The 22301-nt window shown below is 59.7% G+C and carries 19 protein-coding genes; 10 read left to right on the forward strand and 9 right to left on the reverse strand.

Annotated elements, in window-relative coordinates:
• Positions 1 to 381: 381 nt before the first annotated feature.
• Positions 382 to 915: a hypothetical protein gene (locus MPRO_RS12540; RefSeq protein WP_067292838.1), complete on the reverse strand. Its 534-nt coding sequence runs from the start codon at positions 913 to 915 to the stop codon at positions 382 to 384.
• Positions 916 to 1039: 124 nt separating this feature from the next.
• Positions 1040 to 2059: an EF-P beta-lysylation protein EpmB gene (gene epmB / locus MPRO_RS12545; RefSeq protein ID WP_067292841.1), complete on the reverse strand. Its 1020-nt coding sequence runs from the start codon at positions 2057 to 2059 to the stop codon at positions 1040 to 1042.
• 120 nt (positions 2060 to 2179) lie between these two features.
• On the opposite strand from epmB, the gene efp reads away from it, so the two are divergent.
• Together efp and epmA are read left to right on the forward strand one after the other, a co-directional pair.
• Complete coding sequence (efp, locus tag MPRO_RS12550; RefSeq protein WP_067292844.1) at positions 2180 to 2743, forward strand: elongation factor P; 564 nt, start codon at positions 2180 to 2182, stop codon at positions 2741 to 2743.
• 106 nt (positions 2744 to 2849) lie between these two features.
• Positions 2850 to 3824: an EF-P lysine aminoacylase EpmA gene (gene epmA / locus MPRO_RS12555; RefSeq protein WP_067292848.1), complete on the forward strand. Its 975-nt coding sequence runs from the start codon at positions 2850 to 2852 to the stop codon at positions 3822 to 3824.
• An 8-nt stretch (positions 3825 to 3832) separates the two neighbouring features.
• Here the strand turns inward: epmA and MPRO_RS12560 are convergent, their stop codons facing one another.
• Positions 3833 to 4987, reverse strand: a complete 1155-nt coding sequence (locus MPRO_RS12560; protein ID WP_067292851.1) for a MalY/PatB family protein — start codon at positions 4985 to 4987, stop codon at positions 3833 to 3835.
• Positions 4988 to 5314: 327 nt separating this feature from the next.
• Here MPRO_RS12560 and MPRO_RS12565 point away from each other — a divergent pair, with 327 nt between their 5' ends.
• Genes MPRO_RS12565 through MPRO_RS12580 form a run of 4 tightly spaced genes read left to right on the forward strand, consistent with a single transcriptional unit; the run spans position 5315 to position 9049 of the window.
• Entirely contained in the window at positions 5315 to 6856 is a 1542-nt protein-coding gene (locus MPRO_RS12565) for a 2-isopropylmalate synthase (protein WP_067292854.1), read from the forward strand.
• Positions 6856 to 7917 (forward strand): hypothetical protein, encoded by a 1062-nt coding sequence (locus tag MPRO_RS25805; RefSeq protein WP_158651809.1) that lies wholly within the window; start codon positions 6856 to 6858, stop codon positions 7915 to 7917. Before MPRO_RS12565 ends, MPRO_RS25805 begins: the two co-directional genes overlap by 1 nt.
• Positions 7910 to 8359, forward strand: a complete 450-nt coding sequence (rimI, locus tag MPRO_RS12575; protein WP_067292860.1) for a ribosomal protein S18-alanine N-acetyltransferase — start codon at positions 7910 to 7912, stop codon at positions 8357 to 8359. The genes MPRO_RS25805 and rimI overlap by 8 nt, the downstream gene beginning before the upstream one ends.
• A 21-nt stretch (positions 8360 to 8380) precedes the next feature.
• On the forward strand, positions 8381 to 9049 hold the full coding sequence (locus MPRO_RS12580) for an energy-coupling factor ABC transporter permease (RefSeq protein ID WP_067292863.1): 669 nt from the start codon (positions 8381 to 8383) through the stop codon (positions 9047 to 9049).
• Positions 9050 to 9191: 142 nt separating this feature from the next.
• Here MPRO_RS12580 and MPRO_RS12585 read toward each other — a convergent pair whose 3' ends face one another.
• The 3 genes from MPRO_RS12585 to MPRO_RS12595 are packed head-to-tail and all read right to left on the reverse strand — an operon-like array spanning position 9192 to position 14908.
• Entirely contained in the window at positions 9192 to 10559 is a 1368-nt protein-coding gene (locus MPRO_RS12585; RefSeq protein WP_067292866.1) for an efflux transporter outer membrane subunit, read from the reverse strand.
• Positions 10552 to 13689, reverse strand: coding sequence for an efflux RND transporter permease subunit (locus MPRO_RS12590; RefSeq protein WP_067292869.1), 3138 nt, complete (start codon positions 13687 to 13689; stop codon positions 10552 to 10554). The genes MPRO_RS12585 and MPRO_RS12590 overlap by 8 nt, the downstream gene beginning before the upstream one ends.
• Before the next feature lie 16 nt (positions 13690 to 13705).
• Complete coding sequence (locus MPRO_RS12595) at positions 13706 to 14908, reverse strand: efflux RND transporter periplasmic adaptor subunit (RefSeq protein WP_281177178.1); 1203 nt, start codon at positions 14906 to 14908, stop codon at positions 13706 to 13708.
• Between the two features lie 134 nt (positions 14909 to 15042).
• On the opposite strand from MPRO_RS12595, the gene MPRO_RS12600 reads away from it, so the two are divergent.
• The 3 genes from MPRO_RS12600 (at position 15043) to MPRO_RS12610 (ending at position 18313) form a co-directional block, all read left to right on the forward strand.
• A complete protein-coding gene (locus MPRO_RS12600; RefSeq protein WP_067292872.1) occupies positions 15043 to 15705 on the forward strand; it encodes a TetR family transcriptional regulator in 663 nt (220 codons plus the stop codon).
• A gap of 120 nt (positions 15706 to 15825) precedes the next feature.
• Positions 15826 to 17412: a peptide chain release factor 3 gene (locus MPRO_RS12605; protein ID WP_067292876.1), complete on the forward strand. Its 1587-nt coding sequence runs from the start codon at positions 15826 to 15828 to the stop codon at positions 17410 to 17412.
• Positions 17413 to 17503: 91 nt separating this feature from the next.
• A complete protein-coding gene (locus MPRO_RS12610; protein ID WP_245635092.1) occupies positions 17504 to 18313 on the forward strand; it encodes a TatD family hydrolase in 810 nt (269 codons plus the stop codon).
• A 67-nt stretch (positions 18314 to 18380) separates the two neighbouring features.
• On the opposite strand, the gene MPRO_RS12615 is transcribed toward MPRO_RS12610, so the two are convergent.
• On the reverse strand, positions 18381 to 18770 hold the full coding sequence (locus tag MPRO_RS12615) for a hypothetical protein (protein ID WP_067292884.1): 390 nt from the start codon (positions 18768 to 18770) through the stop codon (positions 18381 to 18383).
• 41 nt (positions 18771 to 18811) lie between these two features.
• Complete coding sequence (locus tag MPRO_RS12620) at positions 18812 to 20722, reverse strand: beta-ketoacyl synthase (RefSeq protein ID WP_067292887.1); 1911 nt, start codon at positions 20720 to 20722, stop codon at positions 18812 to 18814.
• 311 nt (positions 20723 to 21033) lie between these two features.
• On the opposite strand from MPRO_RS12620, the gene MPRO_RS12625 reads away from it, so the two are divergent.
• Positions 21034 to 21690, forward strand: coding sequence for a YiaD family glycine zipper/OmpA-like lipoprotein (locus MPRO_RS12625; protein ID WP_067292896.1), 657 nt, complete (start codon positions 21034 to 21036; stop codon positions 21688 to 21690).
• A gap of 235 nt (positions 21691 to 21925) precedes the next feature.
• Here the strand turns inward: MPRO_RS12625 and MPRO_RS12630 are convergent, their stop codons facing one another.
• The gene (locus tag MPRO_RS12630; protein ID WP_067292890.1) at positions 21926 to 22126 is read right to left on the reverse strand and encodes a hypothetical protein; all 201 of its coding nucleotides are present in this window, start codon (positions 22124 to 22126) and stop codon (positions 21926 to 21928) included.
• Between the last annotated feature and the right edge of the window lie 175 nt (positions 22127 to 22301).

Below are 22301 nucleotides of genomic sequence, written 5' to 3' on the forward strand. Positions count from 1 at the left end.
GCAAATAGTGGTTCTATCTAACACTTGAAACGAAGTGGAAAGAACCGCTTTAGCGGGGTCGCAGACCGAGAAGCCTGCGACGAGTAAAAAAGAGGACGAAAAATGACCAGAATCGGCTTTTCCGCAGTAGATCAGTGGTAAGTCCGACAGGCTGCTAGTGTAGTGTTTCACGCTATATGAAGCTTATAACGGCCCCTTTTTCCGCCATCCTGCGTTGTTCGTTGTCGCCGTAGCCCCACTATGACTCCGCCTCACGCCTTGGCTGGCGAAAAAATGAGCGCGTTCTAAAGCGCCACCAAGAGTGCAACACTACACTAGCGCAGTCAATATTAGGTCGATGGGGCAGTCGGCAGGCCGGCGCCCCCTGATATTCGCGGTTTGTTACTGTTGTGCCAGAGAGGGACGGCAACTGTTGTTCAGGCTGGGGTCGAGAATCTCGCCGAGGCGACTTGCATTGTAAAACTCGTTGGCGCCATCCATGTAGATGATCTCGACTCCTTCGACTTCAAAGCAGGTTGCCTTCTTGTTGCTCCAGATTTTGTCCCACTTGTGCTCGCCGGCACTGCTGAAAGGCCGGAAGGGACCGGCAACGCGCAGCCAGGTATCGGGTCTGTTGGTTTTCTTGGCATTGATGATTTTGCCCTCGGCGTTGTAAGCCGTGGTCTTGAACATCACAAACTGGAAGGTCTGGTCGGAGACATTGCTAAAGCTGATATGCGCATCGGTCAGGCCGCCTCTGCCGGGCTTGCTGGCGCGAAAGCCGTGTACCTGTACAACGGGTTTGGGAATGGGGCGGACATACACAACAGGTTCTGGCTCAGGCTCCACGACGGGGGCGGGCTTTTTGAACATGTTGCCACAACCGACCAGCGTAATGGCGCCGGTGGCGACAACCAAGAGTTTCCAGGCTTTCATCTAAACAGGCTCCCGCGTAGATCCATGATGATTATCTTTCCTGCTGTGCTAGCTATTAATCGCAGCGACTGCAATGCCATTCGTTACTGCATGCGGCGAATTCAGATTGTCGCATGAAGGCGACTCAGACGGTACTGTCTCCTCCGAGCGCCAGCAGGGTTTTTGACGGGCGGCCCGGAATCTCCCGTGCAAGGCGCGGCAGCAGAAAGCCGGGCAGTTCGGCCTGCAGTGCCTGCATTAAACCTTTAGCCTCGTCGTCGCTGACATCAAAGTGGGCGGCACCGGCCACGGCATCCAGTACAAACAGATAATAGGGTAGTACGCCGGCGGCAAAGAGTCGCTCACTGAGTGCCTGTAGCGCCTCGACGCTGTCGTTCACGCCGCGCAGTAGCACCGACTGGTTCAGCATGGTCACGCCGGCGCGCTTGAGCTGGCTGATGGCCAGATCGACCTCGGTGTCGATCTCATTGGCATGGTTGGCGTGCAGCACCATTACAGACTGCAGTCGGGTACCGGTAAGGGCCTCGACCAGGCTGTCCGTCACGCGCTGGGGGATCACGACAGGAAGCCGGCTGTGCACGCGGATGCGGCTGAGGTGGGGGATTTCGGCCAGATCCCGGATCATGCGTGCCAGGCGCTTGTCGCTGGTGGCCAGCGGGTCGCCGCCGGAGAAAATCACTTCATTGACCTGCGGCTGCTGGCGCAGATAGTCCAGCACCTGTTGCCATTGCTCCGGCCCCAGACGGTTGTCGTCGTAGGGAAAGTGACGCCGAAAACAGTAGCGGCAGTTGATGGCGCAGGCGCCGGTGAGAATCAGCAGTACCCGTCCCTTGTACTTGTGGATCAGGCCATCGTGGTGATTGGCGGCCATTTCTGCCAGCGGGTCTGTGACATATCCCGGCACCTGCAGACGCTCGGCACCAAGGGGCAGTACCTGACGCAGTAACGGATCATCCGGGTCGCCCTTGCGGATACGGTTGAGATAGGGTTTGGGCACTCGCAACGGGAAGTCGCCGGCCGCGGCACGGGCCGGTACCAGCAAAGCGTCGGGCAGTTCCAGCAGGCGCAACAGCTCGGCGGGATCATCAATGGTATGACTGAGCAGCTGTTGCCAGTCATCGAGCAGTGTTACCGGAAGATTCATCAGGGACCGCGGACGCAAGAAGGGAATTTGATCGCATTCTGCTTTCAAGTAGAATGACTGTCAATTTTCGGGCAGCGCCCGGTCTTCAGTTAGCTAATCGAGTCCCGAGACTTCCCCTATATGGCAAATTATTCTGCGAACCAGTTCAAGAACGGCCTGAAAATCATGCTCGACGGTGATCCCTGCACCATGACGGACGTCGAGTTCGTCAAGCCGGGTAAAGGTCAGGCATTCACCCGTGTAAAAATGCGCAACCTGATTTCCGGTCGTACCTGGGAAAAAACCTTCAAGTCCAATGAGTCGGCGGAAGGTGCTGATGTCATGGATCGCGACATGGAATATCTGTACTGCGATGGTGAGTGGTGGCACTTTATGGAGCCTGCCACTTTTGAGCAGTTCGCCGCCGACAAGAGCGCTGTGGGCGATGCGCACCAGTGGCTCAAGGAACAGGACCGCAGCATGATCACGCTGTGGAACGGCAACCCCATCGCCGTTACGCCGCCCAACTTTGTTGAGCTGACAGTGACTGAAACTGATCCCGGTGTTAAGGGTGATACGGCTCAGGGCGGCTCCAAGCCTGCGACTTTGAGCACCGGTGCCGTGGTTCGGGTACCGCTGTTTATCGAAGAAGGTGATGTTCTGAAAATCGATACCCGCACAGGTGGCTACGTCAGCCGCGCCTGATTCAGGCCTGCGAGTTTCCAGTAACGGCAGCCTCGGCTGCCGTTGTCGTTTGTGGACTCTGGAGCCGCATTACTGCCGTTAATCCTTTAACCAAGACTGCTGTTATATGAAAGCTCAAGACTGGCGCCCAAGCGCATCGATTGAAAATCTGCGTCGTCGGGCGCAGATTCTGGCCGCTATCCGCGATTTCTTTGCCGCACGCAATGTACTTGAAGTGGAAACGCCGACGCTGTCGCACCGTGCCGTGAGCGACCCCTTTATAGACAGTATTGAAGCGGTTTATGCGCCTTTCCCGGGTGGGCCTGTACAGCCACTGTACCTGCAAAGCTCCCCCGAGTACGCCATGAAGCGGCTGCTGGCGGCGGGTTCAGGCGCCATCTATCAGCTGGGTCGGGCCTATCGCAACGGTGAGTCGGGCGGGCGACATAATCCGGAATTCACCATGCTGGAGTGGTACAGGCCGGATTTTGACGATGCTGCGCTGATGGATGAGGTCGAGGCGCTGGTGTGCGGCGTGCTGGGTCTGTCATCGATTCGTCGCGTGACTTATAGGGCGCTGTTTCAGGAGCAGCTGGGGCTGGATCCGCTAAAGGCCCCGCTTTCACAGCTGAAGGCCTGCGCGCGGGCTTCGCTGGATGTTGCCATGGAGGATGAGGATCGTGACAGCTGGCTGAACCTGCTGATGTCCCATCTGATCGAGCCTGCGCTGGCTGGGCAGGGCGCTGTATTCGTGCATGAGTTTCCCGCCAGTCAGGCTGCGCTGGCCCGGCTAAGGCCCGGCGAAGACGGCACGCCGGTGGCGGCGCGTTTCGAACTTTTTATTCAGGGCATGGAACTGGCCAACGGCTACCACGAGTTGACTGATGCCGCCGAGCAGGCACACAGACTGGAGGCGGATCAGAGTAGTCGTGCCAGCCTTGGCCTGCCGCAGCGGCCGCTGGAAGACCGGCTTGTCAGCGCGCTGCAGCAGGGTCTGCCCGATTGTGCCGGCGTCGCCCTGGGCGTGGATCGGCTGGTAATGCTGGCGCTGCAAACCACGTCTATCAGTGATGTGATCGCCTTTCCGTTCGACAGGGCCTGAGTCCAGTCTTACGCCGGCAGGTAATTCAGCAGGGCGCTGCGTATGCGGCGTACGGCTTCTTCCAGCAGGCCGCGGGGGCAGCCGAAGTTGAGGCGCATATAGCGGTCATCGCCGAAGTCCCGCCCCGGTGACATGCCGACCCCCGCCTGTTCGAAGAAGTGCGCCGGGTTTTCGAGCTTGGCGGCGGAAACATCTATCCAGGCGAGGTAAGTGGCTTCCACCGGTTCCATGCGCAGGCCCGGAATACTGTTGATTTCCCGCACCAGGTAATCGCGATTACCACGCAGGTAGTCGAGCTGGCGCCGGTTCCAGGTATCGCCATCGCGGTAGGCGGCGAGCGCTGCGGTGTAGCCCAGCAGATTGACGTCCGGGACTATGCCCTTGCGTACCCGGCTAAAGGCCTTGCGCAGTTCAGGATCGGGGATGATGGCAAAGGAGCAGCCCAGGCCCGCGATATTGTAGGTTTTGCTCGGTGCCATCAGGGTGATGCTGCGGGCCTGGATAGCGCTGTTGATTGATGCCAGCGGCAGGTGCTCGACGCCAGGCTCCAGAATCAGATCGCAGTGGATTTCATCGGAGCAGACGATCAGGTCGTGCTGCTGCACTATGGCCGCCAGGCGCTCCAGTTCGGTGCGTCTGTAGCAGGTACCGCCGGGGTTGTGGGGGTTGCAGAACAGCAGCAGCCGGCTGTCGGGGGTAATGGCGGCTTCCAGAGCGTCAAGATCCAGCGTCCAGCGCGATCCCTGTTGCTGCATGGGGACGGTGATCAGCTTGCGTGATGACAGTCTCGGTGCGGTCATGAAGGGCGGGTAGACAGGTTTGGGCGCCAGTACGCTGTCACCGTCGATACCGACACTGCGACAGCTGAGGTTGAGGCCGCACACCAGGCCCGGTAGCCATACCAGCCAGTCGGCCTTGATAGTCCAGCCATAGAGCCGTTGCATGCGCTCGATCACCAGGCCGTTAAGTTCGGCCGGTGTCTGGGTATAGCCGAAGACGCCGTGGCTGATGCGCTGCTGCAGTGCCTCGATGACGGCCGGCGGCGACATAAAGTCGGTATCGGCGACCCACATGGGCAGTATTTCGCTGTCGCGGTACTTTTCCCATTTCTCGCTGGCGGTATCGCGGCGGTCAATAATGCGGTCAAAATTTTCTGGAGCCATGCTGCACCTTTTGCGTGAACCTTAGGTTGCGGACCATTGTAGCGGCACCGGGTTGCAAATAGTCAACGCGGCGTTATAGTTACGAACCGGAGCAGCCAGGCCCTCCATTCCACCCTGTTATCGCAGTGACTGCGGGCCCAGGCAGGGGGTTGTATGCGGTTCGCAGCGCTCTAATCAGAGTGCGTTGATCGACTTGACGAGCGGCAGGCAGCCTGATTTTTCCTCCCCCTCTTTTCTTTATATTAGTATCCTGTGAGCAGACCAGGCCGCACCCCGCCTGTGACGGCAACAACCGGGCGACGCCGCAACCGATTTGGAGACTTCCCGATGAGTGATAGCAACAGAGTCATCATTTTCGATACCACTCTGCGTGATGGCGAGCAAAGCCCCGGCGCCTCCATGACCCGGGACGAAAAACTGCGCATTGCCCGCCAGCTCGAGAAGATGCGCGTTGACGTTATAGAGGCGGGTTTTGCCATTGCCAGCCAGGGTGACTTTGAGGCGGTCAAGGCGATTGCCGATACGGTACGCAACAGCACCATTTGCTCTCTGTCCCGTGCGCTGGACAAGGACATAGACCGCGCTGGGGAGGCACTGCGCAACGCCAATTCCGGGCGTATCCATACCTTTATAGCCACCTCGCCGATCCACATGAAGTACAAGCTGCAGATGCAGCCGGATCAGGTGGTGGAGCAGGCGGTGAAGGCCGTTACCCGGGCGCGTAACCTGATGGATGATGTCGAGTTCTCGCTGGAGGATGCCAGCCGCTCAGAATTTGATTTCATGTGCCGCATTATCGAGCAGGTTATCGATGCCGGTGCCCGCACCATCAATATCCCGGATACCGTGGGTTATGCGGTGCCGCAGGAATTTGCCGCAACCATCGCCCGCCTGATCCAGAACATCCCCAATGCCGACAAGGCGATCTTCTCGGTACACTGCCATAACGACCTGGGGCTGGCGGTTGCCAACTCCCTGGCGGCGGTGTCAGCCGGTGCGCGGCAGGTGGAATGTACCGTCAACGGCCTGGGTGAGCGTGCCGGTAACGCCTCGCTGGAAGAGATCGTCATGGCGATCCGTACCCGCCACGATACACTGGGCGTGACCACCAATATCGATAGCACCCAGATAGTGCCGGCATCCAAGCTGGTGTCCAGCGTGACCGGTTTTCCGGTACAGCCCAACAAGGCCATCGTCGGCGCCAATGCCTTTGCCCATGAGTCGGGCATTCACCAGGATGGCATGCTCAAGCACCGTGAAACCTATGAAATCATGACCGCTGAATCTGTCGGCTGGCACACCAACCGCATGGTGATGGGCAAGCACTCGGGGCGTAACGCTTTTCGCGCGCGCCTTGAAGAACTGGGTACTAGCGTTGCATCTGAAGCCGAGCTGAATGATGCCTTTGCCCGCTTCAAGGATCTGGCGGACAAGAAGCACGAGATCTTCGATGAAGACCTGATGGCGCTGGTGTCCGACACCCGTGCCACCGCTGGCAATGAAACCTACCGCTTGAGCAGCTTGCGGGTAACTTCCCAGACCGGCGAAGTGCCGGAGTCCAGCGTGACCCTGATGGTTAATGGTCAGGAACAGTCGGCGCAGGCGGCGGGATCGGGCCCGGTGGATGCCACCTTCAAGGCGATTGAGTCCATGGTGCAGTCGGGCTCGAGCCTGGAGCTGTACTCGGTTAATGCCATTACCAGTGGCACCGACTCTCAGGGCGAAGTCACCGTTCGGCTGGAACTGGGCGGGCGTATCGTCAATGGGCTGGGTGCCGACACCGATATCATTATCGCTTCGGCCAAGGCCTATGTGCATGCGCTGAATCTGCTTGAGGCCAACGTTCAGAAGGCACACCCGCAGGTGTGATGAACGCTCAGGATTCGCAGTCACAACAGCTACGCCACCGGTATCTGCAGGCGATGGGCATCAGCAGCTGGCTTCCGCGGGAGCCACTGGCCGGTGCCCAGCCGTCTGCAGACTGGGTGTGGCAGTTTCAACAGGGCGCAACGGACGCCTGGGATGACGGTGAGAGCCCGGAGTCGAGCCTGGATGGCACTGCAGTAGACGCAAGCGCCGTTGCCGCGGCCAGTCGCACTAGTGCGGCCCCCAGCGGGGCCGGTCGGGCTGCGTTGCTGGACAGCCTGGAGGCGTCGCCCGCTCCAGGATCAGGCTCAGCTTCAAAGGCTGCGCCCGCGAGGTCTGCAGCAGCAAGCCCCGCTGTAGCGCCGCCGCGTAAGACTCCACCCGCTACAGCAACTGCCGCTCCTCAGGTTAGCCCTCAGGCAGCGCCTGTTGTTGCCGCTGGAACTCCAGCAGCGGCTTCTTCCATAACCCCAACCTCGTCTGGCCATGCCACGGCAACACCAGTCGCTGCACCTGTGCAGCCAGAGGCGGCCGCGCCGCGTGCACGACGCCCCGAACCTCAGGTTGTGCCGGAGTTCAAACTGGCATTTTTGGCCATGGGCGACGGCCTGATTATCGACTCCTTGCCTCCACAGTCGCGTGGGGGCTTCAGCCCCGCCCATCTGCGTCTGGCGATGTCGCTCTGGCGTGCCCTTGGCATGCCAGCAGCGGAGCCACCCCGGGCACAGCTGCTGCCTTGGCCGGCCTTCACCAGCCGCTCCCTCGATCAGGGCTGGGATCAGGCGCAGACAGCGGTACAGCGCAAGTTTGATCTGATGCTGCAGCAGTCACAGGCGCGCTTTGTGCTGCTGCTGGGTGATGCGGCAGCGCGTCTGCTGTTGCAGTCTCCCGAGGCCGGTGATGGCATGCGCGGGATGCTGTTCAGGCCGCGCAGCCATGTGCCAGCGCTGGCGACGGCGAGCCTCAGTGAAATGCTGCAGGTGCCAGGGTGCAAGCGGGATGTCTGGCGGGATCTGCAGCCGCTGATGCGCCACCTGGCCGAAGAGACGCCCGCCGATGGCTGAGGTTCGAGTACTGGAACTGGCTGATCTGGCAAGCCTGAATAAGCTGCAGCCGCAGTGCTTTGATCCGCCCTGGAGCCAGGACATGCTGCGGGCGCGTCTGTTGCACCCCCGGTGCCTTAATCTTGGCATTTTTTGTGACGGAGACTTGCAGGGCTTTGTGCTGTTAAGTTATTTGCTGGATGAGGCTGAGGTGCTGCAGGTAGGCGTGGCGCCGCAGTATCAGCGCAGCGGTCTGGCGCGGCTATTGTTGACCCACGCATTAGTACAGCTGGCGCGGATGGGTATCGAGCGTCTGATGCTCGAAGTGCGAGCCTCTAACCAGCCGGCGCTGGGGCTCTATAGGGCACTGGGGTTTATCGAGGATGGGCGCCGCAGAGGCTATTACCCCACCGCGACCGGTCACGAGGATGCAGTTCTGATGAGTGTTCGCCCAGGCGGTTGAGGCTGACAAGAGACCACTGCTATGAGTATCACTGACGGCATGCTGACAGGCGCCACTCCTCTCTGGCTTCTCGCCCTGTTTGCTCCTTTTGTACTGCTGGCCCTGTGGCGCCTGCCCTGGGGCGTACTGCTGGGCAACCGGCACCTGCAACATCTATTCTTTGGCAGTACTGTGGCGTTGACGCTGCTCTGGACCTTGCGCGCCGGCATTTCACCGGGGCTGGGTATTCACTTTCTGGGCATGACCACACTTACGCTGATGTTCGGCTGGAATCTGGCGATCGTCTCGGCGACCCTGGCGCTGCTGGGCGTGAGCTGGATCGGTCTTGAAAGCTGGCAGGGGTTCGGCTTTAACGGCCTTTGCACCATCTTGCTGCCAGCGCTGGCCAGTCTTGGCATGCTGCGGCTGGTGGAGGCGCGTCTGGCAAAGAATTTCTTCGTCTATCTGTTCTGCTGTGCCTTTCTCGGTGCGGCTGTTGCGGTAGCGCTTGCGGGTCTTGCTGCGGTAGTGCTGCTGTGGGGGCTGGATCTGTATCCATGGGAACAGATCAGTCAGGAGTATGTGGTGTTGCTGCCGCTGATCATGTTTCCCGAAGCTCTGCTCAACGGCATCCTGATGACCGGCATGATGGTGTTCTATCCCGATTGGATTCGCAGCTTTAATGCCCGCATCTATATCGACGAGCAATAGCGGCCGGCAGTACATCTGAGTTTTGGCGATTGCCGTGCCCACCGGGCTCCGTTCAGACCTGCGGTGTTGTAGGTGGCCGAGGCAGGGTGCCGTGCATTATACCTGCCCCTGCGCCGGGTGTTATGGCGCAGGGGCAGAGGGTCTAGCCGCCGCCCAGCGCCTTGTACAGGCTGATGCGGTTGTTCAGTTCAGCCAGGTGCGTGCTGACCAACTGCTGACGGGCACTGAAGAGGGAGCGCTGCGCATCCAGGCGGGTCAGGTAGCTGTCGACGCCCTGCTCAAAGCGCTGGTCCGCCAGTTGCAGATAGCGCTCACCGGCAACCACCTGGGCTGCCTGGGCCGCCAACTGGCGGTCGAACTGTGCCTGGGTGTTGAGGCTGTCGGCAACTTCGCGAAAGGCCGTTTCAATGGCCTGCTGGTAGCTGACCACGGCTATTTCCTGCTGTGCCTTGGCAACCTCGACATTGGCGGCGCGCTGGCCACCATCGAACAGTGGCAGGTTCAGTGACGGCGCCATTAGCCAGGTGCCTGAGCCGCCGGCAAAGAGGCCGCCCAGGTCCGGACTCAGGGAGCCCGCGCTTGTGGTCAGGCTGATGCTGGGAAAGAGTGCTGCCTTGGCTGCACCTATATTGGCATTGGCGGCGCGCAGCTGATGTTCGGCGGCCAGGATGTCGGGTCGCTGCTGCAGCAGTTGCGAAGGTGCCAGCGCTGGAGTAGCGGCGATTTCTACGTCCGTCAGGTCTGTTGGTAGCGCCAGATTCATGGGTAGCTGGGTGCCGAGCAGCTGGGTCAGGGCGTTCATGTCCTGGGTGACCTGACGCTGGTACAGGGCTTCGCTGGCGCGGGCGGATTCCACCGTCATGCGGCTCTGAGCCAGTTCCAGTTCGGAGGCGACGCCAAGGCGCTGCTTCTGCTCGATCAGGGCCAGACTTTGCAGCTCACTTTCCAGAGTCGAGGCGCTGAGCTGTAGCAGGTCCCGGTCTGCCACCAGCGTCAGGTAGGCTGAAGCAACCGCTGATACCAGGCCAATGCGAGCGCTGTGCTGGTTCTGCTGCTGCGCCAGGTATTGCTCCAGGGCCTGATCCTTGAGGCTGCGAATGCGGCCAAAGAAATCCAGTTCATAGGCTGTGAGCCCAATGCCTGCGCTGTACTGACTGCTAATGGCGGCACCACTGCTGGACACATCCGCCGGCAATCGCTGACGCGACCCCGCGAGGCTCGCATCCAGTGTTGGCAGCAGGGCAGCACGGCTGATGCGGTACTGGGCCTCAAAGGCCGCCACATTCAGCGCCGCCAGGCGCAGGTCGCGGTTGTTTTCCAGCGCCAGGCTGATGAGTCGCTGCAGTCCGGGGTCGGTAAAAACCGCTTCAGGCTGCGGGAGCTCGGCGAGAGTTTCGGCAGCTTGCCAGGCCGCACCCTCGGGCGTGGCCGGTTGCTGGTACTGTGGCGCCAGGGAGCAGGCGCTGAGCAACAGGGCGCCCGCGCACAGGCCAATCAGACGGTTAGTCATGCGTCGTGACCTCGGTAGTGAGCGGTGCACTGCGGCGCCCGAACAGGCGCATCACCACCACGTAGAACAGGGGTACAAAGAAGATGGCCAGCACGGTAGCGGCGATCATGCCGCCCATGACGCCAATGCCAATGGCGTTGCGGCTGCCGGCACCGGCACCGGTGCTGATGGCCAGCGGTAGCACACCAAGAATGAATGCCAGGGATGTCATCAGGATCGGGCGCAGACGCATGCGGGCGGCTTCGATCACGGACTCCACCAGACCTGTACCCTGATCGTGCAGATGCTTGGCGAACTCCACGATCAGGATAGCGTTCTTGGCCGAGAGCCCGATGGTGGTGAGCAGGGCGACCTGGAAGTAGACATCATTGGACAGGTTGTAGGCAAAGGCCGCCACTACGGCGCCAAGTACCCCCAGCGGTACCACCATGATGACCGAGAACGGAATGCTCCAGCTTTCATACAGGGCGGCCAGGCAAAGGAATACGATCAGGATCGACAGTGCATAGAGTGCCGGCGCCTGATCCCCCGCCATGCGTTCCTGCAGCGACAGCCCGGTCCATTCGATACCGACACCGGCGGGGAGTTGGCCGACAAGGCGCTCGACAGCATCCATGGCATCACCAGTACTCATGCCAGGTGCTGCCTGACCGACGATATTCACGGCCGGTGAGCCGTTGTAGCGCTCCAGGCGCGGCGAGCCGTAGCTCCACTGCGTGCTGGCAAAGGCGGTAAAGGGCACCATTTCGCCGTTGCTGTTGCGTACATGCCACAGGTTGAGGTCTTCAGGCGTCATGCGAAAGGGAGCATCGGCCTGCAGGTAGACCTTTTTCACACGGCCGCGATCAATAAAGTCGTCGATATAGGCTGAGCCCCAGGCAATGGAGAGTGCATCGTTGATATCGTCGATGTTCAGGCCCTGGGCCAGTACCCGATCGTAATCAATCTTGACTTCAAACTGGGCGGTATCGTTCATGCCGTTGGGACGCACACCCATTAGTGCAGGATCCTGTGCCGCCATGCCCAGCAGTTGATTGCGGATCTCGATCAGGCGCTCGTGGCCGAGATTGGCGCGATCCTGCAGGTAAAAATCGAAGCCGCTGGCGGTTCCCAGCTCGGGAATCGGCGGCAGGTTGAAGGCGAAAGCATTGGCTTCCTTGATGCCCATCAAAAAGCCCATGGTGCGACCGATAATGGAATCGGCGTCCCGTCCCGGTGCCTTGCGCAGGTCCCAGTCCTTCAATTTGACGAATACGATACCGGCATTCTGGCCGCTACCGGCAAAACTGAAACCAGCCACCGTGAGTACGGACTCGATATTTTCTTTTTCGGCTTCCAGCAGGTGGGCGCGAGTCTTGTCGAGCACAGCCTTGGTACGCTCCTGCGAGGCGCCGGCTGGCAACTGCACCAGGCTGAAAAACACACCCTGGTCTTCGTTGGGGAGGAAAGAGCTGGGCAGGCGCACGAAAAGCACCGCCAGTACCACGATCAGGCCCAGGTAGAGTGCGCCATAACGGATACTCTGCTTGACGATACGCCGCACGCCATTGGTATAGCCCTGGGTGCCGCGATCGAAGATACGGTTGAACCAGCCGAAAAAGCCGCGCTTGTTGCCATGGGCATGGCTATCCACGGGCTTGAGCATGGTCGCGCACAGGGCCGGTGTCAGCACCATGGCAACGAGTACGGACAGTGCCATGGCCGATACGATGGTAAGGGAGAACTGGCGGTAGATGGCGCCGGTGGCGCCGCCAAAGAACGCCATGGGCACGAAGACGGCAGACAGCACCAGCGCAATGCCGATCAGGGCGCCGGTAATCTGCCCCATGGACTTGCGAGTGGCCTCTCGGGGTGACAAACCTTCCTGTGCCATGATGCGCTCGACGTTCTCTACCACCACTATGGCATCGTCTACCAGCAGACCGATGGCCAGCACCATGCCGAACATGGTGAGGGTGTTGATCGAAAAGCCGAAGGCCGCCATCACGCCAAAGGTACCCAACAGCACAACCGGGACCGCAATGGTGGGTATCAGGGTGGCGCGGAAATTCTGCAGGAACAGGTACATGACGAGGAACACCAGCAGTATGGCCTCGAACAGTGTACTGACGACTTCCTGAATGGAGATTTTCACGAAAGGTGTGGTGTCGTAGGGGTACACCACGGCCATTTCTAGGGGGAAAAACTCGGACATCTCGGCAAGCTTTGCCCGCACGGCGGCGGCGGTATCCAGGGCGTTGCCGCCGGTTGCCAGCTGAATGGCCACGGCGGCGGTCGGCTGGCCATTGTAGTAGGCCGCCGTGCCGTAACTCTGGCCGGCGAGCTCGACCCGTGCAACGTCGCGCAGATAGACTTTTGAACCATCGGCGTTCACGCGCAGCAGCAGGTTGTTAAATTCATCAACATTGCTTTTGCGTGCCTGGCCCATGAGTGTGGCACTGAACTGCTGTCCTTCAACCGCCGGCAGGCCGCCGAGTTCGCCAATAGCGACCTGGCTGTTCTGCGATTGGACAGCGCTGCGCACATCCTGCGGTGTAAGGCTGTAGCTGTTGAGCTTGTTGGGGTCCAGCCAGATACGCATGGCGTACTGGCTGCCAAAGACAGTGACATCGCCCACGCCTTCGATGCGGCTCAGTGGCTCGCGCAGCGTGGCGGTCATGTAATCACCCAGATCCTGGCTGTTCATGCTGCCATCTTTGGAAATCAGCGCGGCAACCATCAGGAATCCGGTGGAGGATTTGGATACCTTGATGCCCTGTGACTGCACCACCTGTGGCAGCTGCGGGGTGGCCAGCTGCAGCTTGTTCTGTACCTGTACCTGGGCGATATCGGGATCGGTGCCGCTGGCAAAGGTCAGGGTAATGGTAGCGTTGCCGGCAGCATCACTCTGAGCCGACATGTAGCTCAGATTGTCTAGCCCGGTCATGTTCTGTTCGATCACCTGGGTGACCGAGTTTTCCACCGCAGTCGAGGATGCGCCCGGGTAGCTGGCGTTGATCTTGACCGTCGGCGGCGCGATGGTCGGGTACTGGGCCACGGGCAGTGTCAGAATCGACAGCGCCCCTGCCAGCATGATGACGATGGCGATAACCCAGGCGAAGATAGGGCGGTCTATGAAAAATCTGGCCATTAAAACGCGCTCCTGATTAGTGCTGGCTGGCGGCGGGGTTGGCCGATGCGCCGTTCTGCTGGCTATCGTTCTGGGCAGTATCCGGGGTGCTGACACTTACGGTCATGCCGGGGCGCACTTTCTGGGTGCCAGCGGTGATGACGCGAACACCATCCTCCAGGCCGGACTCAACCAGCCACTGATCACCAATGGCACGGCTGATACCTATTTCACGCAGGCCTACGGTGTTTTCTGCATCCACCGTCAGGACTGTGGCGCGGCCATTGGGCGTGCGGGTAACAGCCACCTGGGGCACCAGCAGACCCTGAGGGCGTTCGCCTTCGGTCAGTTCACCGCGTACAAACATGCCGGGCAGCAGGAACAGATCCGGGTTGGGAACCTCGGCGCGCAGGTTAACCATGCCGGTGCTCTCATCGACGGTAACATCGGCGAACTGCAGCAGGCCCTGCTGATCATGTTTCGAGCCATCCTCCAGCAGCAGGGTGATGACAGCCTTGTCACCTGCGACCGTGACCAGGCTGCCATCGGCCAGACTGCGCTTGAGGCGCAGCAGCTCGATGGTGGACTGGCGCATATCGACATAGAGCGGGTTGAGCTGCTGAATACTGGCCAGGGCCAGGCTCTGCTGGGCCGTAACCAGGGAGCCCTCGGTAATGGCAGACTTGCCAATGCGCCCGGCAATGGGAGCCTTGATCTCGGTGTACGCCAGGTTGATGCGGGCGGCATCCAGCTGCGCCTGGGCTGAGGCAATCTCGGCCTGCTGCTGCTTCAGGCTGGCCTGGGCATCGTCATGATCCTGGGTGCTGATGGCATTGGTCTTGACGAGCTCTGCATAGCGCTGAGCCTTGAGGCGGGCGCTGCTTTCGGACGCGCGGGCCCTGGCGACGGCAGCCTCGGCAATGGCAACCTCGGCCTTGTGGCTGGCCGGGTCTATGCGATACAGCACCTGGCCTGCCTTGACGTCCGAGCCTTCAGTGAATAACCGCTCAATAATGATGCCGCTCACCTGGGGGCGAACTTCGGCGATACGGTAGGCGCTGGTGCGACCGGACAGCTCGGTGGTCAGGCTGACTGGCTGGCTATGCAGTGTTGCCACGTCCACTTCCATGGCCATGGGGGCGCCCATGCCGGCATTGGCAGGGCCTGAGTTATCGCAGCCAGTGAGCAGGATGCCGGCCAGTACGGCGACAGTCAGCGTACGACGGATTGGTGTGTTCAAAATGGTGCACCCTGTTTGGTTGCGCTGCGCGGTTGCAGATTTTGCGGTGGCAGCAGATTGGCAGTCAGTTAATTGAAGCGTATGATACATACAAACGTGTATGTATGTAAATAAACTGACGACGGAAGTGAGTTATGGCGCGTCGCACAAAAGAAGAAGCGCTGGAGACCCGCAACAGCCTGATGGCGGCTGCGCTTGAGCAGTTTTGCGAGAAGGGTATTGCCCGCACCACGCTGTCGGATATAGCCACGGCCGCGGGTGTGACACGGGGGGCTTTTTACTGGCACTTCAAAAACAAGGCTGAACTGTTCGAGGCGCTCTGGGCACAGTTGCGCAATCCGCTTGATGAGCTGGCCGATATCAGCGAAAACCCGCAGGAGCCGCAGCCGCTGGAAAAACTGCGCGAGCTGATAGTGCTGTTGTTGCAAATGGTCGTCAGCAATCCGGTTCATCAGCAGATTTTTCGCCTGATGATCAATCGCAACGACCTGGATGGCGAACTGCAAGAAATTGGTGCCCACATGCAGCTGATGCACGGCCAGTTTCGGGCCCGCACGGAGCGTATCCTCATTAACGCCATCAAACGAGGACAATTGCCGGCGGATCTGCCGGTGGAACTTGCGGCCTTTATGCTGCATTCCATGGTCGATGGCCTGATCGCCAACTGGTTTGCTGGCGACACCCGGGTGGATATGAAGGCTCAGGCGTCTGTCATCGTCGATGCGATGCTGGTCATGCTGCGTCAGGGCTTCGGTGATTCTGCTGCACTGGTTGCTGAATCACCGATTGTTTCTTGATGCCTGATCGGGGAAAATAGGCGGTTATCCCTATTCAGTGAGTCCGGTGGACGAGCCGGCGCGATCAAGCGCCGGGCGGCGGTATGTGCCGCGCCGGTTATCAGAGCGAAATATTAATCTATGTCAGCAACTGAGCTTGCCCGCGCCGTCGGGAACAGACGCACCTTTGCCATCATCTCTCACCCTGATGCGGGCAAAACCACCATTACCGAGAAGCTGCTGCTGCTGGGGCAGCTGATCCAGAAGGCCGGTACCGTCAAGGGCAAGAAAAGTGACCGCCATGCGACCTCCGACTGGATGACCATGGAACAGGAACGTGGTATCTCCATCACCTCATCAGTGATGCAGTTTCCGTACAATGGTCGCACCGTCAATCTGCTGGATACACCGGGGCACGAAGATTTCTCGGAAGATACCTACCGTACCCTGACGGCGGTGGATTCGGCGCTGATGGTGGTGGATGGCGCCAAGGGTGTCGAGGATCGCACCATCAAGTTGATGGAGGTCTGCCGTCTGCGCGACACGCCGATTTTTTCCTTCGTCAACAAGCTCGACCGTGATATTCGTGATCCCATCGAGCTGCTGGATGAAATTGAGGAAGTGTTGCGCATTCAGGCGGCGCCTATCACCTGGCCCATAGGTCAGGGCAAGGAATTCAAGGGTGTTTATAACCTCTACACCGATGAAATTCACGTGTTCGAGCCTGGCAAGAATTCGGTTCTGTCCGATGATATCCGTATCAAGGGCATTGATTCACCGCAGGCGCGTGAGTTGCTGGACGATATTTACGACGACTTTGTCGAGGAAATGGAACTGGTACGGGGTGCAACCCACCGGTGGGACAGGGAAGCGTTCATGGCGGGCAAGTTGACGCCGGTTTACTTTGGCACCGCGCTGAGCAACTTCGGTGTGCGGGAAATGCTGCATGACTTTGTTGAATGGGCGCCTGCTCCCGCTGCGCGCCAGACCCAGAGTCGTCCGGTGGAGGCTGATGAGGCAAGCTTCAGCGGCTTCGTTTTCAAAATCCAGGCCAATATGGATCCCAAGCACCGTGACCGTATCGCCTTTATGCGCGTGTGCTCTGGCAAGTACGAGCGGGGCATGAAAATGCGCCACACCCGTATTGGCAAGGATGTGAAGATCGCCGATGCGGTGACCTTTCTGGCCGGCGATCGCGAGAACGTTGAAGAGGCCTGGTCGGGCGATATCATTGGCCTGCACAACCACGGCACCATTCAGATCGGCGATACCTTTACAGCCGGTGAGGATCTGAAATTCACCGGTATTCCGCACTTTGCGCCGGAAATGTTTCGCCGGGTGCGGCCCAAGGATCCGATGAAAATGAAGCAGCTGCAAAAAGGTCTGCAGCAGCTGTCGGAAGAGGGCGCGGTGCAGCTGTTTCAGCCATTGAAGAACAACGATCTGGTGCTGGGCGCGGTCGGCCAGCTGCAGTTTGAGGTTGTCGTTTACCGCCTGCTGGATGAGTACAAGGTTGACTGCGTCTATGAGGCTGTCACTGTGCAGACGGCGCGCTGGGTTGAATGCAGCGATAACAAGATGCTCGAGGAATTTCGCCGCAAGGGCTATGAAAACCTCGCCATCGATGGTGGCGGTCTGCTGACCTACCTGGCGCCGACGCGGGTTAACCTGAGTCTGACCCAGGAGCGCTGGCCGGATATCGCATTCAGGGCGACACGCGAGCACTGATACGCAGGTGCCAGCAGCTGTTCGATGATGTTGCTGGCTTTGGGCTTTGTTTCTTGGAGGCAGGGTTCGTTACTGATGCGGCGGGAGGGTGATGATGGAATCAGACCTGGATCTGTTTGACAGTCATTGTCACCTGGATTTTGCCGCTTTCGATGGCTGGCGTGATCAGGCGCTGCGCAATGCGCGCAGCGTAGGTGTTCGCCAGATTTTGCTGCCGGGCGTGACGGCGCAGTACTGGTCGCGCCTCCTGCAACTATGTCAGTTGCAGTCTCAAGCTTACGAACACTATCCTCTGCTATACCCTGCTCTGGGGATGCACCCCTGCTTTATGGCTGAACACCGGCCTGAGCATCTGGAATTGCTGCAGCAGCACCTGGCTGGGGGTGAGGCTCTGGCCGTCGGTGAGATTGGCCTCGACTTCTTTATTTCTGATAGTGATGTGCAGGCTCAGCAGCTGCTGCTGGAGCGGCAGTTGCTGCTGGCGAAGCAGTATGACTTGCCGGTGCTGCTGCATGTGCGCAAGGCTCATGATCAGATGCTGAAGACCCTGCGGCGATTCAAGCTGCCGCGGGGCGGCGTAGTGCATGCCTTTTCCGGCAGTGAGCAGCAGGCGCATATCTATATAGATCTGGGTTTCAAGCTGGGGTTTGGCGGCGTACTCAGTTACAGGCGTGCCACCAAGCTGCGGCATTTGGCGGCGACCCTGCCGCTCGAATCCATGGTGCTGGAAACAGATGCCCCGGATATGCCACTGTCTGACTGGCGCGAAGAGCCTAATAGACCGGAGCGGGTAAGGGATATCTTCGAGGTCCTGTACAGTCTGCGAAGCGAGGCGCCGGAGCACATTGCCCGTCAGACCACCGCCAATGTGCGTGAGGTTTTAGCGTTGAATATCGCCTGAAAAATCGTGCAGGAGCGGCGCCTCGCCGCGAATACTGCAGGTGAAAGCGTCTTTCGCCGCGGGCTTCCTAATCGTTGTCGTCCGGGTAGATCCAGTCGAAGATGCTGTTCAGTGTACTCCAGGCCACGGTGGTTTTGTCATTGATCGGCAGTACATAGTAGCGACCATTCTCATCCGCGGGCTTGGCGCTGTAGCTGCCATCGGCGGGGTCCAGCATCATTTTTGCCAGGCTCAGGGGGTAGTTGGGCGGCGTGAGCTGCTGCGCGTAGGCTTCCTCTATGGGGTCGGCCAGGGCAATGCCGGGTGCAACCAGTGCCAGTTCCAGACAGGTATTCGAGGTGCCGCGGCAAAGCTGCAGGTAGCGCGTGTCCAGAGTGTAAAAATCTTCCTGCTTGGTCTCAAGGACGAGGCAGCCGCTCAATGTCAGGGCAAGGGCGAAGAGAGTAACGAGGCGCATGGGATTTCCTGTCTGTGATGTCTGTGCCCTGGCGCAATGCCTCAGCACATGTCCTTGAAGGGGTTGTCTGGAATCAGGCTGACGGCCTGTTCGTAGCCTGGCAGGCGTACTTCGCGGTCGCTGATCTGCAGGTCGCTGCCTTCCAGTACGCCGTTGTCGTATAGATAGATCGGTCTGCTCAGGCCTTTGCTGGCGTTATCGTCATAGGCGGCGGAGGCGGCAATGGCGGCCTCGCGCTGCTGGCGCCAGCGAGTCATGGTCTTGGTGCCGTGGCGGCGTTCCAGCAGCTGTTCGGTAACCGTTGGCGAGAGTACAGGGGCGCTGGCGTTGTTGCCGCCAAAGCCCTTGGCGTTGAGCAGGACGGCGTCCATGCCCTGGGCGCCGACTTCCAGATGCTGGTGCGGGAACAGCAGGTTACTGCTGTTAACGTCGTCGGCAATCTGCGGTGTGGTGTGAATACCGGGAATAAAACCGTACTGCCAGGTGCCCAGGGACATGGACAGTTGATCGCCACCGGCGGTGCCCTGGGAGTGGCCGAGGTAGGACTTGATCGCCGCCACGGGCCAGGACTCGATGCCGAAGGCGCGGGCAATTTCGTTCAGGACATGGGACTCGGTCACGCGATTCTGCGGCGTGCTGGTGCCGTGGGCCTGTACAAAGCTGCGCTGGCGCAGCGCTTCTTCGCCCAGCAGGGTGCGCACCATGCCGGCGGCCTTGCCCATGCACAGGTAGTTGCCAACGCCGGGAGCAGAGATTGATTTTTTGTGGCCGTCGGCGTTAACGAACACATCGGGCACTGAGCCAAAGATCTGGCAGCCCATTTCCAGCGCCAGGTCGTCGCTCATCAGCATTACGAACTGGCTCGATTCGCCAATGGTGAATCCGCAGTTATTGGCAAAGGGGCGGCAGGCGCGCCGGTAGTCATCGGCACTGAGTTGACTTAGACCATCCAGTGCCAGCAGATCCTTGTCTTCGGCCAAGGCGCCCATGGCGCGAAAGCCCTCAATGATTTCCGGCGTTATCGGGGCATCGCTGCCGCCCACCAGGACGACCTTGCGGGCGCCGCTGCGGATGTCGTTGACGGCATTGCGCAGGTTGTAGAGGAAGGTGGCGCAGGCGCCCAGAGCGCCGCCGGTGACGCCGACATTGCCCAGCACGTAGGCATTAACGAAGTCAGCCGGCATCTGGGCATATCCCAGTGGCATCTGCTTGGAGGTGGTACGTCTGCCCAGCGCCGGAAACTTGGTCAGGCCGCCGAAGCCGAAGTCGTCCAGTTGGCCGATGGAGTTGCTGGCATAGACGCCGATCTGGTCGGGTCTTACTTTGGCCGCGATGCGCTCAAAGGGCACGCCGCTGGACTGCAGCGCATCGGACGCGGCAAAGACGGTCATCTGCAGGTTGCGCGGATGGTTGCGCGACTGGTAAAGAGTGCCTGGGGCGAAGCCCGTTGGCAGCATGCCGGCGGACTGCACCTGCGCTGTTTTGCTGTCGGGGAAGATAACTTCGCAGCGCCCGCTCAGGGTTACTTCCACCTGGCCTGGTCCCAGTGGTCGTACTTCCCAGTTGTCTGGCACCTGCTGGGGCATGTGGCGGCTGCGCAGCTGGAAACGCAGCTGGCCATCAGTACCCTGGATATCGGCTGGGCGATTGAACATTACGGCATCAACATCAAACCAGTCGGGGTGAATGCGCCGAATCAGGGTGTTGTCGATGACCTGCTGTCCTACCTGCATCAGCAGATCCTCCAGCGGGAGGGCTTCGCCGCTGGCGTTGAGGTATTGGTCGTCCTTGTAACTGGCCAGGTTCATCAGCGTTGCGAGGCTGAGTAGCGTCTGCTGGCGGCTGTTCGCGTCAAGCTTGTCAAGAATCACGCGGCGATAGGCGTGATGCGATGAGGCTCGACCGGCCGGATTGATACCACCAAAACCGACAATGACAGGCAGCTGAGACAAAGGGGACTCCTCGGTTAGAACGGGCGCTGGGTTTTAAAGAGGACAGGTTCAAGCCGTGACATTTTATCGGTTGTTCGCCGGACTGACTAGCGCTAATCCCCCCGTGCCGCCGTGCGCAAGGGCAATAAATAGTGCTATACGGTTGCCAGCCGGTACAAAGAACCTATGCTAAAGGGGTTATGGTGGGGTTTGCTGACATGCGGCGAAAATGCGCTTTCAGGGGGCTTCAGTAGCTGTTAATGCAGCACGTTTAGAATGGATCCTGAGCCGCCCGCGATTCGGGCGTAACAGCTGGAGTTGAACTGTCAATGATGAAAAAAGTAATTACAGCGACGATGTTGGTGAGCGTGCTGGCGGGCTGCACGACTCTTGACCCTTATTCACGGGAAGAAAAAACTGCGAACGCCACCAAGGGCGCAGGTATTGGTGCCGTGAGTGGTGCCTTGCTTGGCGCCGCCGTATCCAGCGGCAAGGATCGTGGCAAGGGCGCCCTGATTGGTGCTCTGGTGGGTGGTGCCGTGGGCGGCGGTGTTGGCGCCTACATGGACAAGCAGGAAATGGAATTGCGCCAGCAGCTGGACGGTACTGGTGTGGGTGTAGAGCGAGTGGGTGATGACATCCGTCTGATCATGCCGGGCAACATTACCTTCCAGACCGGCAGCGCGCAGCTGGATGGGGGCTTCTACCCCGTGCTGAACGATGTGGCGCTGGTGCTGAACAAGTACAAGGACAGCGCCGTCGGTGTGAACGGTTATACCGATAGCACTGGTTCCTTTGAGTTCAACCAGAGCCTGTCTGAACAGCGCGCTGCCAGTGTTGCCAGCTATCTGGTGGGCCGGGGTGTGTCTCAGTTGCGCATGACGACCCAGGGCTATGGCCCGCGCTACCCTGTGGCAGACAACGGCTCGGCTGCCGGACGTGCGCAGAACCGCCGCGTTGAAGTCTATATTCGCGGCACCTCGGGCTGATAGCTAAGCCTTATACCATCGTTGTTTGAGCGTCGCATAAAAAAAGGGCCCGGTCTGTTGATCGGGCCCTTTTTTGTACAGGGACGTACTTATCCTGAGGGTGCATGGATGCGCAGGAGCAGGGTTTGTACAGGGACGTACTTATCCTGAGGGTGCATGGATGCGCAGGAACAGGGTTTGTACCGGGGGCATGGTGTGTCCGGCAGATCGGAATCTGCCGCAGTGCGCCAGTGTCTCAGGCGGCGGACTGTTCGGCCTGATCGGATTCGAAACGTGCCAGCAGCGACTGCAGGCGACGGGTCGATTCGGATTTGTCGGCTTCCAGTGCATCTTTTGCATCGCGCAGTTCAGTCACTTCCATGCGCAGAAGCTCAACTTCTTCCAGCATTTCTTCTATTTTGCGTTCCAGTAAAGCGAACATTTCAGTCTGTTGCATCTTGATTACAATCCTGATCCGGGGTGGATAAAGCGGCCTAGTATAGGGAAAAAACCGAGCCGGGCCTATTGTCGTTATTCAGCGACCTGAATGCCTGGCTAGGAGGCTGTCCGAGAATGCTAGCCGTAGCGAGAGTCGACTGATTTGAGTGGGCTTTTGCGGTGTTTTAAGGCGA

The organism is Marinobacterium profundum, assembly GCF_001528745.1.
Lineage (GTDB): Bacteria > Pseudomonadota > Gammaproteobacteria > Pseudomonadales > Balneatricaceae > Marinobacterium_A > Marinobacterium_A profundum.

What these genes read in the sequence shown, in the direction of transcription:
- MPRO_RS12585 (WP_067292866.1), bottom strand. Translation starts at nt 10,559, where the DNA reads ATGACTAACCGTCTGATTGGCCTGTGCGCGGGCGCCCTGTTGCTCAGC.
- MPRO_RS12590 (WP_067292869.1), bottom strand. Translation starts at nt 13,689, where the DNA reads ATGGCCAGATTTTTCATAGACCGCCCTATCTTCGCCTGGGTTATCGCC.
- rimI (WP_067292860.1), top strand. Translation starts at nt 7,910, where the DNA reads ATGGCTGAGGTTCGAGTACTGGAACTGGCTGATCTGGCAAGCCTGAAT.
- MPRO_RS12540 (WP_067292838.1), bottom strand. Translation starts at nt 915, where the DNA reads ATGAAAGCCTGGAAACTCTTGGTTGTCGCCACCGGCGCCATTACGCTG.
- MPRO_RS12630 (WP_067292890.1), bottom strand. Translation starts at nt 22,126, where the DNA reads ATGCAACAGACTGAAATGTTCGCTTTACTGGAACGCAAAATAGAAGAA.
- MPRO_RS25805 (WP_158651809.1), top strand. Translation starts at nt 6,856, where the DNA reads ATGAACGCTCAGGATTCGCAGTCACAACAGCTACGCCACCGGTATCTG.
- MPRO_RS12605 (WP_067292876.1), top strand. Translation starts at nt 15,826, where the DNA reads ATGTCAGCAACTGAGCTTGCCCGCGCCGTCGGGAACAGACGCACCTTT.
- epmB (WP_067292841.1), bottom strand. Translation starts at nt 2,059, where the DNA reads ATGAATCTTCCGGTAACACTGCTCGATGACTGGCAACAGCTGCTCAGT.
- efp (WP_067292844.1), top strand. Translation starts at nt 2,180, where the DNA reads ATGGCAAATTATTCTGCGAACCAGTTCAAGAACGGCCTGAAAATCATG.
- MPRO_RS12615 (WP_067292884.1), bottom strand. Translation starts at nt 18,770, where the DNA reads ATGCGCCTCGTTACTCTCTTCGCCCTTGCCCTGACATTGAGCGGCTGC.
- MPRO_RS12560 (WP_067292851.1), bottom strand. Translation starts at nt 4,987, where the DNA reads ATGGCTCCAGAAAATTTTGACCGCATTATTGACCGCCGCGATACCGCC.
- MPRO_RS12610 (WP_245635092.1), top strand. Translation starts at nt 17,504, where the DNA reads ATGATGGAATCAGACCTGGATCTGTTTGACAGTCATTGTCACCTGGAT.
- MPRO_RS12625 (WP_067292896.1), top strand. Translation starts at nt 21,034, where the DNA reads ATGAAAAAAGTAATTACAGCGACGATGTTGGTGAGCGTGCTGGCGGGC.
- MPRO_RS12600 (WP_067292872.1), top strand. Translation starts at nt 15,043, where the DNA reads ATGGCGCGTCGCACAAAAGAAGAAGCGCTGGAGACCCGCAACAGCCTG.
- MPRO_RS12565 (WP_067292854.1), top strand. Translation starts at nt 5,315, where the DNA reads ATGAGTGATAGCAACAGAGTCATCATTTTCGATACCACTCTGCGTGAT.
- MPRO_RS12580 (WP_067292863.1), top strand. Translation starts at nt 8,381, where the DNA reads ATGAGTATCACTGACGGCATGCTGACAGGCGCCACTCCTCTCTGGCTT.
- epmA (WP_067292848.1), top strand. Translation starts at nt 2,850, where the DNA reads ATGAAAGCTCAAGACTGGCGCCCAAGCGCATCGATTGAAAATCTGCGT.